This is a genomic window from Gemmatimonadales bacterium (genome assembly GCA_035502185.1).
In the GTDB taxonomy this organism is placed as follows: Bacteria; Gemmatimonadota; Gemmatimonadetes; order Gemmatimonadales; family JACORV01; genus Fen-1245.
Genome location: DATJUT010000055.1, coordinates 1 through 11,372, shown reverse-complemented (window position 1 = coordinate 11,372; position 11,372 = coordinate 1). Strand labels below are relative to the sequence as shown.

Annotated in this window: 10 protein-coding genes and 1 other RNA gene; 1 reads left to right on the top strand and 10 read right to left on the bottom strand. The window is 72.2% G+C overall.

Features of this window, described 5'->3' with window-relative positions:
• The 3 genes from ssrA to dusB all read right to left on the bottom strand — a co-directional run.
• Positions 1 to 292: a transfer-messenger RNA gene (ssrA, locus tag VMF70_07345) on the bottom strand; the annotation flags it as partial.
• Between the two features lie 25 nt (positions 293 to 317).
• The gene (locus tag VMF70_07340; protein HTT67824.1) at positions 318 to 1,403 is read right to left on the bottom strand and encodes a GGDEF domain-containing protein; all 1,086 of its coding nucleotides are present in this window, start codon (positions 1,401 to 1,403) and stop codon (positions 318 to 320) included.
• Entirely contained in the window at positions 1,400 to 2,389 is a 990-nt protein-coding gene (gene dusB, locus VMF70_07335; protein HTT67823.1) for a tRNA dihydrouridine synthase DusB, read from the bottom strand. Before dusB ends, VMF70_07340 begins: the two co-directional genes overlap by 4 nt.
• 80 nt (positions 2,390 to 2,469) lie before the next feature.
• Here dusB and VMF70_07330 point away from each other — a divergent pair, with 80 nt between their 5' ends.
• Positions 2,470 to 2,922 carry a PTS sugar transporter subunit IIA gene (locus VMF70_07330; GenBank protein ID HTT67822.1) on the top strand — a complete coding sequence of 151 codons (453 nt, stop codon included), beginning with the start codon at positions 2,470 to 2,472 and terminating at the stop codon, positions 2,920 to 2,922.
• Positions 2,923 to 3,082: 160 nt separating this feature from the next.
• On the opposite strand, the gene guaA is transcribed toward VMF70_07330, so the two are convergent.
• From guaA to rodA, 7 genes are all read right to left on the bottom strand, one after another.
• Positions 3,083 to 4,636 carry a glutamine-hydrolyzing GMP synthase gene (gene guaA / locus VMF70_07325; protein HTT67821.1) on the bottom strand — a complete coding sequence of 518 codons (1,554 nt, stop codon included), beginning with the start codon at positions 4,634 to 4,636 and terminating at the stop codon, positions 3,083 to 3,085.
• Between the two features lie 55 nt (positions 4,637 to 4,691).
• Complete coding sequence (gene proS, locus VMF70_07320; GenBank protein HTT67820.1) at positions 4,692 to 6,137, bottom strand: proline--tRNA ligase; 1,446 nt, start codon at positions 6,135 to 6,137, stop codon at positions 4,692 to 4,694.
• Positions 6,134 to 6,649, bottom strand: coding sequence for a hypothetical protein (locus tag VMF70_07315; protein ID HTT67819.1), 516 nt, complete (start codon positions 6,647 to 6,649; stop codon positions 6,134 to 6,136). Before VMF70_07315 ends, proS begins: the two co-directional genes overlap by 4 nt.
• The gene (hisS, locus tag VMF70_07310) at positions 6,639 to 7,904 is read right to left on the bottom strand and encodes a histidine--tRNA ligase (protein ID HTT67818.1); all 1,266 of its coding nucleotides are present in this window, start codon (positions 7,902 to 7,904) and stop codon (positions 6,639 to 6,641) included. The genes VMF70_07315 and hisS overlap by 11 nt, the downstream gene beginning before the upstream one ends.
• Positions 7,905 to 7,912: 8 nt before the next feature.
• Entirely contained in the window at positions 7,913 to 9,256 is a 1,344-nt protein-coding gene (locus tag VMF70_07305; GenBank protein ID HTT67817.1) for a Mur ligase family protein, read from the bottom strand.
• Positions 9,193 to 10,056 carry an acetyl-CoA carboxylase, carboxyltransferase subunit beta gene (gene accD / locus VMF70_07300; GenBank protein ID HTT67816.1) on the bottom strand — a complete coding sequence of 288 codons (864 nt, stop codon included), beginning with the start codon at positions 10,054 to 10,056 and terminating at the stop codon, positions 9,193 to 9,195. The genes VMF70_07305 and accD overlap by 64 nt, the downstream gene beginning before the upstream one ends.
• A 108-nt stretch (positions 10,057 to 10,164) precedes the next feature.
• On the bottom strand, positions 10,165 to 11,372 hold a 1,208-nt coding region (gene rodA / locus VMF70_07295), incomplete at its 5' end, for a rod shape-determining protein RodA (protein HTT67815.1).

Here is an 11,372-nt window from a genome sequence, read left to right as displayed (position 1 = left end):
CGATTCATGCCGCGGCCGCCAGCCGGTTCACGAGCAACCTGCCCACGGCCCCGCCCCGGTGACATCTCGCCGCGCGCGCCGAGGCGCCACGCACGACCAGCCTGACTTTTCGATACCCGAGCGTCGCCTCAGGCGGGCTCCATCTCGGGCAGGTGCATAAGGCGGTTAAGCCTTACGCGGCCATCGCAAGGTTCGCGTTGGCATTTGAACAGTTCCCAGAGGTTTAGCGAGGATCCAGGAACCTCGGCACGCTGCCACCGCCCCACGATACCCGTCGAATCCTGTCGCCCCCGGGCGAACACTGAAATCTAGCCGGGCTACCCGGTGGTCGCCACGACCCGGTCGCGCCCCTGGTTCTTGGCGCGGTAGAGCGCGCGGTCGGCCGTGGACATCAGATTCTCGGGGCTGGGGATGGGCACCGGCGAGGCGGACACGCCGCACGACAGCGTCAGGGTGTGGTCCGCCCCCTGGTAACGGAACGGCCGCTGCGCCAGCAGCGACCGCAGCCGTTCCGCCACCTCCATCCCGAGCGCCAGGTCCGCGCCGGGCAGCCACACCGCGAACTCCTCGCCCCCGATGCGCGCCGCCACGTCGGCGCCCCGGAGCGCGGTCTTGAGCAGGCTCGCGAAGTGCTTGAGGGCGGCGTCGCCGGCCGGATGCCCCAGCGTGTCGTTGATGCGCTTGAAGAAGTCCAGGTCGAGCAGGACCAGCGCCGAGCGGCCCGCATCCGCGGTGGCCATCGCCCGCTTGAGCGCCCGCCGGTTCGCCAGGCCCGTCAGCTCGTCGGTCTCCGCCTGCCGCTCCGCGATCGCCACCGCGTGCGCCGGCCCCAGGACCGGGGAGAAGCGGCGCGCCAGCTTCTCCAGCTCCTCCACCACGGTGGTCGGCGTCATCGGCGGCTCGCCCAGCGCGAGCACCGCGCCGTCCACCCGCGACCCGAACCGGAGCGGCACCGCGACCCCGCCCCTGAGCGGGCGGCGCCGGTCGCGCGGGCCGGTCTGCATCACGGTCTCGTGCGCCAGCGCGACCGTGGGCGTGGCATCGGTGATCGCCCGCCCTGCCGAGGAGTCGGGGTCCACCGGATAGCCGATGAGCCGCGGATCACATCCCGAGGACACCGCCACGATGGCGATCGGGCCGCCGTCCGCGTCCCGCATCACGACCACGCACGGCAGGCCGACCTGCTCCGACGCGCGGTCGGCGAGCACGCGGGCCAGGTGATCGAGCTTGGCGTCGGCCGGCAGGCCGGTGGAGGCGTCCGCCGCCCGCAGCGCCGACCCGGAACCGGTCGTCGGACCCGGATCCCCGGGCCGGGAACGCCGCTCGAACACCGCCACGGCCGCGGCCCACCCGCCCGCGGCGCCCAGCGCCATCCCGAACACCCACAGGGCGAGGCCGCTCACGCCGGAACGAGGACGGCGCCGCCCGCCAGGTACTCGGAGAAGATCCGCTCCACCTCGGCGAGGGTCCCGACCCGATGCAGCCGCTCGCGCAGCGCGGCCGCGCCCGGCAGGCCGCGGGCGTACCAGCCGAGGTGCTTGCGGAACTCCAGCACCGCCTTCGGCGTGTCGCCTTCCAGCGCCAGGGCGAGGCGCGCGTGCTCGAGCGCGACCTGGAACCGCTCCTCGGCCGCCGGCGGCGCCGGCACGGGACGCCCGTCGAGCAGGGCGCGCGCGTCCCGGAAGATCCACGGGTTGCCGAACGACCCGCGGGCGATCATCACGCCGGCGCACCCCGTCTGCCGGTGCATCCGCACGACGTCGTCGGCCGCATTCACGTCGCCGTTGCCGATCACCGGGATGCGAAGCGCCGCGACCACGGCCGAGATCTCGTCCCACTGCGCCGAGCCCCCGAACATCTGGGTGCGGGTGCGGGCGTGCAGGGTGAGCATCCGGGCGCCGGCGTCCTCGCACCGCCGCGCGATGCCGACCGGGTCGCGCTGCGACTCGTCCCAGCCCGAGCGGATCTTCACCGTCACCGGAAGCGGCGTCGCGGCCACGACCGCACGGATGATGCGCTGCACCAGGTCGAGGTCCTTCAGGCAGCCCGAGCCGCCGTTCCGCTTCACCACCTTCTTCACCGGGCAGCCGAAGTTGATGTCCACGTACTCCGGTGCGAACGCCTCGGTCACCAGCCTGGCCGCCTCGGCCATCGCCGCCGGCTCGGCGCCGAAGATCTGGATGCCGATCGGACGCTCGCCGGCCTCGAACGCGGCCATCCGCAGCGTGCGCTCGCTGCCGCGCCGCAGCCCCTCGGACGAGAGGAACTCGGACACCACGACGTCCGCCCCGAACCGGCGGCACAGCCGCCGGAACGGCGCCTCCGAGACGCCGGCCATCGGGGCCAGGAACAGCGGCACCCGCGCCGCGACGGGGAACGGGAAATCCATAGCGCCGCAAGCTACGCGGCCGTTCCGGAGGAGGCAACGGCGCGTTTGACCGTCTCCACGCCACCCGATACCTTTTGGACATGCTGCTACGCGAATTCCTCCGCGACGACGCGATCAACCTGTCGCTCGCCGCCCGCGGCAAGGACGACGTGCTCAAGGAGCTGATCAAGCTCCTCGGGCTCGACGAGAAGGCGGAAGGGATGCTCTACAAGATGCTCAAGCGCCGGGAGAACCTCGGCTCGACGGGCATCGGCCGCGGCATCGCCATTCCCCACTGCCGGTCGCTGGTGGTGAACCACCTGCGGCTGGCCTTCGGCCGGCGGATCGAGGGCGTCGAGTACAAGTCCATCGACGAGAAGCCCGCGCAGTTCTTCTTCCTGATCGTCGCGCCGCCGCTCGAGGTGTCCAATCAGTACCTGCCCGTCCTGGGACGGATCGCGCAGTTCGCCAAGGAGGCGGACGTGCCCGCACGGCTGGCGTCGATCAAGACACCGGCGGAATTCCTGCAGCTGGTGGAAGAGAAGGGACTGTAGACTCCGGATCAGTTGCCAGACGGCAAGGACTGAAGTGGTTCCCGGTCACGAGCGAGCGGATTGCAGACGAGTTGTCAGTACTGGCCACTGGTCTGGCCTCTTGCGACTTCCCAACTGGTAACCACTTCCTCCTGGCAACTTCGCCGTCTTGCCTCTGGTCTCACTCCCACTCGATGGTCGCTGGCGGCTTCGAACTCACGTCGTACACCACCCGATTGACGCCTTGCACCTCGTTGATGATGCGGGTCGCGATTCCCCCCAGCACCTCGTGCGGAAACTGGTACCAGTCCGCGGTCATCCCGTCCTGGCTGGTGACCGCGCGCAGGGCGACGACGTCGGCGTAGGTGCGGAAGTCGCCCATCACGCCCACGCTGCGCACCGGCAGCAGCACGGCGAACGCCTGCCAGATGTCGTCGTACAGGCCCGCGGCGCGAATCTCCTCCAGGAAGATGGCGTCGGCGTGCTGGAGCGTGGCGACCCGCGCCGCGTCCACCGGACCCAGGATCCGCACGGCGAGCCCGGGTCCGGGGAACGGGTGCCGCCGCACGATCTCCTCCGGCAGTCCCAGCTCGCGGCCGACCTCGCGCACCTCGTCCTTGAACAGCTCGCGCAGCGGCTCGATCAGGGCGAACGGCAGGTTCGGCCTGAGGCCGCCCACGTTATGGTGCGTCTTGATCGTGGCCGAGGGGCCGCCCCGCGGCGAGACCGACTCGATGACGTCGGGGTACAGCGTGCCCTGCACGAGGAACCCCACATCGCTCCCGACCTCGCGCGCCGCCTCCTCGAACACGTCGATGAACGTGTGGCCGATGCGGCGCCGCTTCTCCTCCGGCTCGGCGACGCCTGCCAGCTGGCCGAGGAAGCGCTGCGACGCGTCGACGACCCGGAGGTCCGAGTCCAGCTCCCCCCGGAAGGTGCGCTCGACCTGCTCGCGCTCCCCGCGCCGGAGCAGGCCGTGGTCCACCAGGATGCACGTCAGGCGACGGCCGATGGCTCGCTGCACCAGCGCCGCCGCCACCGCCGAGTCCACGCCCCCCGAGAGGCCGCAGATGGCCCGGCCCCGGCCCACGCGCTCGGCCACCTCGCGCACCGTGCGCTCCACGAAGTGACCGGGCGTCCAGTCCGGCGTGGCGCGGCAGATGCGGAACAGGAAGTTCTGGAGGATCTCGGCGCCGCGGCGCGTATGTGCGACCTCGGGATGGAACTGCACCCCGACGAGCGGCCGGTCGCAGTGCCGGAACGCGGCGACCGGGGTGTTGGCGCTGCGCGCCAGCACCTCCCAGCCCGCCGGCGGCACGTCCACGCGGTCGCCGTGCGACATCCACACCGGGGTGCGCGAGCCGGTGGCGAAGCCCTCGAACAGGCCCTCGCCCTTCAGGACCTCGATCTCGGCCCGCCCGTACTCGCGCTCGCCCGCCCGGCGCACCTCGCCCCCGGCGAGCTGCGCCAGCAGCTGCATCCCGTAGCAGATGCCGAGCACCGGCACCCCCAGGTCGAGCAGCGCCGGATCCACGGTGGGAGCGTCGGCGTCGTAGACGGAGCTGGGACCGCCCGAGAGGATCACGCCGACGGGGGCGAAGGCGCGGATCCACGCGGCGTCCTGGCCGGGCGGGTGGATCTCGCAGTACACGTGCGCCTCGCGCACGCGTCGCGCGATGAGCTGGGTGTATTGCGCCCCGAGATCGAGGATCAGCACCCGCTGCGTCGCGCTCACGCCCCCGCTCCGCCCGGCGGCGCCGGAAGCCGTCGGGTCGCCGCCGCGGTCGCCGTCAGTAGGCCCTCGCCCACACCGCCTCCACCACCGACGGCGCGCCGCACCACACGCACTTCGCCGGCGGCGCCGGCGAGCGGAATTCCTCGTCGGGCAACACCCGCACCGTCGCCTTGGTGGCCTCCTTGATGGCCGTCTCGCACGCGACGCTCCCGCAGAAGCCGCCGTAGGCGAACCCTCCGGGACCGGACATCATCGCCACCAGCTCGTCCTTCGACACGTTGCGGCGGGTGCTGGCCTCGCGCCGCGCGCGCGCGGCGGCGTACAGGGCCGCCTGGATCTCGTCCAGCGCGCCGCGCACCGCGTCCGCCAGGCCGGCCAGCGCGATGGGGGCCTTGCCGCCGGTGCGGCGTGCGGCGAACACCTGGCCCTTGGCCACGTCCTTCGGCCCGATCTCGAGGCGGAGCGGGACGCCCCTGCCCTCCCACTCGTAGTACTTCGCTCCCGGCTTCATGCCCTCGCGCGCGTCCAGCTCCACCCGCAGGCCCGCCGACCGCAGCGCGCCCGCTGCCTGGTCGGCCACCGCGCCCACGGCGCTCCGCTCCGCGTCGGACTTGTAGATCGGCACGATCACCACCTGCACCGGCGCGAGCCGCGGCGGGCACACGATGCCGACGTCGTCGCCGTGCGTCATCACCAGCCCGCCGATGAGGCGGGTGGAGACCCCCCACGACGTGTTCCACACGTAGTCGAGCCCGCCCTGGGCGGTCTGGTACTGGACGCCGAATGCACGCGCGAAGTTCTGCCCCAGGTGATGCGAGGTCCCGGCCTGGATGGACTTGTTGTCCTGCATCAGCGCTTCCACGGCGTAGGTGCGCACGGCCCCGGCGAACTTCTCGGTGTCGGTCTTGGCGCCCGTGATCACCGGCATCGCCATCCAGTCCTCGGCGAAGCGCCGGTACACCCCCAGCATCCGGCGCGCCTCCCGCTCCGCGTCGGCCTCGTCCACGTGCGCGGTGTGCCCCTCCTGCCACAGGAACTCGGTGGTCCGCAGGAACAGCCGCGTCCGCATCTCCCAGCGCACGATGTTCGCCCACTGGTTGATGAGCAGCGGCAGGTCCCGGTACGAGTGGATCCACTTCGCGAACGAGTCGTAGATGATCGTCTCGGACGTGGGCCGGACCACCAACGGCTCCTCCAGCTCCTTGCCGCCCGCCCGGGTCACCACCGCGACCTCGGGCGCGAAGCCCTCGACGTGCTCCGCTTCCTTCTCCAGGAACGACTGCGGGATGAACAGGGGGAAGTAGGCGTTGCGGTGCCCGGTCTCCTTGAACATCGCGTCGAGTGCGCCCTGCATCAGCTCCCAGATGGCGTAGCCGTTGGGACGGATCACCATGCAGCCCCGGACCGGCGAGTAGTCGGCCAGCTCGGCACGCATCACGGCGTCGTTGTACCACGCGCTGAAGTCCTGGGCCCGCGGGGTGATGCCCTGTTCCTGGCTCACCGCGCCGTCCCGGCGCCGGGCGCCCGGTGATGCACCGGCAGATCCGCCATGAACTCCACGTCCGTGGCGTGAGGCCCGCGCGCATTGGCGGCGCTCACCGCGTTCCAGCCGCCGGGGGGCACCCACTCGAGGATCACGAACGGGATCATCGCCAGCCCCGCGGGGTGGGCGCTGTGCGCCGCGGTCGGCGGGTTGAAGCCCAGCACGCGGATGGCGGCGAGGGCACTGTCCTGCATCCGCTGCGCGTCGAGCACGTCCTCGAGCGCCTTGCGCTGCGCGGAACGGTCCATCTCGGGCGCGAGCAGGATGCTGAGGCTGATGCGCTCGACGCCGAGCGCGACCGTGTCGCGCAGCCGCGCGAACACCGTGTGCATCGGCCCCGGCGCGGCACCCGGCGTGGCGGCGGCCTGATCCGCCCCGGCGCCGGGCCGCTGCTCCGGCTGGTTGCCGTGCTCGACGGCACAGCCCGCCAGCGCGAGCGCCGCCGTGAGGAACGCGATCCTAGAACGCATAGTCCTTCGCCAGTTGAGTGAGCGCCACCCGCTGCTCCGTGCCGGACTCGAGCCGGCGCACGACCGCCTCGCCGGCCGCCCGCTCCGTGGGGCCGATGACCACCGCGAAGCGCGCGCCCCGCGCCGCCGCCAGCTCCAGCTGCTTGCCCACCGCCTGCTTCTTGAGCGCGAACTCGACGGCCAGGCCGCGCTCGCGCAGCGCGTGCGCGAGGCCCAGGGCGGCGGGCCGGTCGTCGTCGCCGACCGCCGCCACGAACACCGCCACCGACGGCTCCGCCCTCGGCGACCCGTCGCGCTCGCCCAGCAGCTCGCCCAGTACCACGTCGCCCATCCCGAAGCCCACGCACGGCAGGTCCACGCCGCCCACCTGCTTGAGCAGGTCGTCGTAGCGCCCGCCGCCGCAGATGGCCCGCAGCGAGCGCCGGGCGTCGAACAGCTCGAAGACGACCCCGGTGTAGTAGGCGAGCCCGCGCACGATCCGGAAGTCCACGTCCACGAACGCCGCCAACCCCATCGCCCCGAGCGCCTGAAGGCACTCCCGGAGCGGCGCGGCCGCCTCGCGCTCGAGCAGGCGCTCCGGCGCCGCGAGACCGCCCACGAAGGCGGTCAGCCGCTCGGCCGCCGCGCCGGGCAGGCCCCGCTCGCCCATCCAGCCGGCGACCGCGTCCGGGTTCCGCTCCAGCTTGTCGATCGCCGACAGCACGCCGGCGACGTCCCCCGCGGCCAGGCCGACGTCGTTCACCAGGGCGTCGGTGAGGATGCGGCGGTCCGACAGCCGGGCCCGCACCTCGCCGGGGCCGAAGCCGAGCGCCCGGACGATGTCCAGCGCCGCCGCGATCACCTCCGCGTCGGCCAGCGGCCCGGCCTCGCCGATGATGTCCATGTTCAGCTGGAAGTGCTCCCGCAGCCGGCCGCGCTGCTGGCGCTCGTAGCGGAACAGCTGCGGGATCGAGAACCAGCGGATGGGCTTCTTGAGCTGGGCCGCGCGCTGGGCCACCATGCGCGCCAGGGTCGGCGTCATCTCCGGCCGCAGCGCGACGTCCCGGTCGCCCTTGTCAGTGAAGCGGTACAGCTGCTCGACGATCTCGTCGCCGCTCTTCCTGGTGTACAGCTCCACGGGCTCGAGCGGCGGCCCGTCGTACTCCTCGAAGCCGTACCGTGCCGCCACGTCGCGCCACGCCGTGAAGATGCGCCGGCGCCGCGCCAGGGCGTCGGGAAACACGTCGCGAAACCCCGGCAAGGCACTCGGTGGCATGAGAAAATCTAGCCGAGCGGCGGAGCGCCGGGCAAGCGACGCATCGCGTCGCCGACCGTGTGAAACGAGCCGGTGACGAGCACCGTCGCCGCGTCGCCGACCGACAGGCCGAGGGCGAGATCGAAGTCGGGCTGCGCCAGCAGCGGCAGCCGCTCCGCCCGCGCCCACGCCTCCACCTCGCCGAGGTCCCAGCCGCGCTCGGCCGGCGCGCTGGGCGCGCAGGTCACCACCAGGCGGTCCACCGCGGCGCCCAGCGACCGCAGCATCTCCTTCCAGGCCTTGTCGCGCAGCACCGCGACCACCGCCACCAGCGGCCGCGGCGGCGCCGCGACCGCGAGCGCGGCGACCAGCGCCCGAACCCCGTCAGGGTTGTGGGCGACGTCGAAGATCCAGCGGCCGCGGCGGTCGAAGCGCCCCGGGACCCGCGCGGCGGCGAGCCCGGCGCGCAGCGCGGCCTCGTCCACCGCCCAGTCGGCACCCACCAGCTCGACGAGCCGGATCGCGAGCAGCGCGTTGGCGCTCTGGTAGCCGCCCGCCATCCCGAGCGAGACGCCCGGGCGCCGGCCGCCCGGCGTCTCGGCGTCGAAGCGCACGCCGCCGGGAAACACCGCCACGTTCGCGAGGCACGCGCCGGGGTCGCACCGCTCCGCCCGCGCCCCGCGCGAGCGCGCCTCGGCCAGCAGGACGTCCGCGATCGCCGGATCGGCCTCCGTGGTCACGAACGGGACCCCCGGCTTCGCGATGCCGGCCTTCTCCCGGGCGATGCTCGCGAGGTCGCTGCCGAGGTACTCCGTGTGCTCGAGCGCGATCCGGGTCACGCCGCAGGCCGCAGGCAGGATGACGTTGGTGGCGTCGAGCCGCCCGCCGAGGCCCACCTCCACCACCGCGATCTCCACCCCGCGCGCAGCGAAGTCGGCGAAGGCCAATGCCGTGGACACCTCGAAGAAGGTCGCGTCCAGCCGGCGCGCGGGCTCCTCCAGCCGCGCGGCCCACATCGTGACCGCCTCCTCGGAGATGGCCACCCGGTCCACCGCGACGCGCTCCCGGAACGTGACCAGGTGCGGCGAGGTGTACAGCCCGACCCGATGGCCCGCCGCCAGGAGCACCTCCGCCAGCATCGTCGCCGTGGAGCCCTTGCCGTTCGTCCCGGCCACGTGGATCGAGGCGAAGTGCCGCTCCGGGTGGCCCAGACCTGCCAAAAGGGCCTCGGTCCGCTCGAGGCCCCACTTGATGCCATTGGTCGTCCTGGGAAACAGAAACCGGCAGGCTTCGTCGTACGAACGGATCGTCAGCTGACGCGCTCCCCGACCAGGGCTTCCTGGCTGAGCAGCAGGCGCAGCAGCTGCGCGCACGTCGGGCCGAGCCGGGCCCGCGGCACCACGGCGTCGATCATCCCGTGCTCCACGAGGAACTCGGCCGTCTGGAATCCCTCCGGCAGGTCCTGGCCGATGGTCTGCTTGATCACCCGCGCGCCGGCGAACCCGATGACCGCGCCCGGCTCGGCGATGATGACGTCGCCCTGAAACGCGTACGACGCCGATACGCCGCCGGTGGTGGGATCGGTGAGCACGGAGACGAACGGGATCCCCTGCTCCCGCAGCTGCGCGATGACCACCGACGTCTTCGCCAGCTGCATCAGCGACAGCACGCCCTCCTGCATCCGCGCGCCCCCGGAGGCCGTCACGATGATCAGGGGTCCCCGCGCCTCCAGAGCCCGCCGGCCCAGCCGCACGATCTTCTCGCCGACGACGGACCCCATCGAGCCGCCCATGAACTTGAAGTCCATGACCGCGAGGTAGATCGGCTCCCCCTCGAGGGTAGCCGTCCCGGTGCGGACGGCGTCCTCCGGGCCGGCCTTCTTCAGGGCCGCCGCCAGCCGGTCCTCGTAGGCTTCGAAGGTGAGGGCGTCCACGGAGCGGAGGTCCATGTCGAGCGGTCGCCAGCTTCCCTCGTCGGTCAGCAGGGCGATGTACTGGGCCGCCTCGATGCGCCGGTGGTGCCCGCAGTTGGGGCACACACCGAACCCTCGTTCGAACTTCTCCCGGACGTCCACGTGGCCGCATTCCTCGCACTTGTCCCAGACGTCGGCCGGGATCTCCAGCCGTTCGCGCTGCGACGTGCGGGGACGTCGATCTTTGCGGAACCAGGCCATGGACGAAGGAGCCATGAGTGAGGGGGGCTTGGGGCGCCGAGGCCCTTCGGGACGGCTCAATTTGGGAGCGAAGGCCCTGGAACGCCAGACACCTCGGCTAACCCATTGTCACAGACCATGATAGCCGAGCTCCTGCCCCTCCCTCGCCACCCGCATCGCCAGCCCGATGGCCAGGAAGCACGCGAGCAGGAACGAGCCCCCGTAGCTGAAGAACGGCAGGGGAATACCTGTGATCGGCATCACGTTCGCGGTCATGCCGACGTTCTCGAAGATGTGGGTGAAGAAGAGCCCGGCCACGCCGAACGCCACCATTCCGCCGAACGGGTCGGGGCTGCGGCGTGCGGCGCGGATCAGCATCGCCAGCAGGGCGAAGAAGAGCCACAGGGCGACGAGGACGCCGATGAAGCCCAGCTCCTCTCCCACCACGGAGAAGATGAAGTCCGTGGGCTGGGCGGGGAGGAAGGCCAGCCGCTTCTGGGTGCCCAGGGTGAAGCCCTTGCCGAGCCATCCGCCGGACCCGATGGCGATCTTCGACTGGATGATGTGCCAGCCAGTCGCCCGCGGGTCGGCATCGGGGTTCAGGAACGAGATGAACCGGTGCTGCTGGTAGGGCGCGAGGTGCTTCCACAGCGGGCGGGCGAGGTTGCCGGTGAGGAGGTTCGCCCCGAGCACGGCGAGCCCTTCCCAGACGTACGGCCGCCAGATGAGCAGCAGCAGGCACAAGAGCGCCGTCCAGCCGGCCCAGGTCGGAATGGAGAAGGCGAGGAAGAGCGATGCGATCGGGGAGGCGAGCAGCACGAGCAGGGGGATGCGCACGCCGGCCCAGTAGAGCATGGCGAAGAGGATGCCGCCGAAGACGATGGCGCTGCCCAGGTCGGGCTGGAGCACCACCAGGCCCGCCGGCACGCCGGCGATGAGACACGGCAACACCAGCTCGCGCATGGAATTCGGCGGGTCGCGCCGGGCCGCGAGGTAGCGCGCCAGCATCAGGATGACGGTGAGCTTGACCAGCTCCGAGGGCTGTCCCAGCCGGACGCCGCCGACGGTGATCCAGGACCGGGACGACGCCGCCGTGCCGCCGCCCGTCCCGATCGCCAGCGTGACGAGCAGCACGAGCAGGCCGATCGCGTAGCAGGCCGGCGCCGCCCACTCGAGCAGTCGGGGCGAGACGCGCGTCACGAGCACCGCCCCGACGAGGGCCATCGCCAGCCAGACGAGCTGTCGGCTCCAGAGGTGCGCCGCCGCCGTCGGGACGTCGGTCTGCCCGGCGGAGTACAGCACCAGGATGCCGTAGACCGTCAGGGCCGCGACCACGG

Excerpts from the sequence above, each read along its gene's own strand:
- dusB (HTT67823.1), bottom strand. The coding sequence starts at position 2,389 with ATGGATTTCCCGTTCCCCGTCGCGGCGCGGGTGCCGCTGTTCCTGGCC.
- VMF70_07330 (HTT67822.1), top strand. The coding sequence starts at position 2,470 with ATGCTGCTACGCGAATTCCTCCGCGACGACGCGATCAACCTGTCGCTC.
- VMF70_07315 (HTT67819.1), bottom strand. The coding sequence starts at position 6,649 with ATGCGTTCTAGGATCGCGTTCCTCACGGCGGCGCTCGCGCTGGCGGGC.
- hisS (HTT67818.1), bottom strand. The coding sequence starts at position 7,904 with ATGCCACCGAGTGCCTTGCCGGGGTTTCGCGACGTGTTTCCCGACGCC.
- accD (HTT67816.1), bottom strand. The coding sequence starts at position 10,056 with ATGGCCTGGTTCCGCAAAGATCGACGTCCCCGCACGTCGCAGCGCGAA.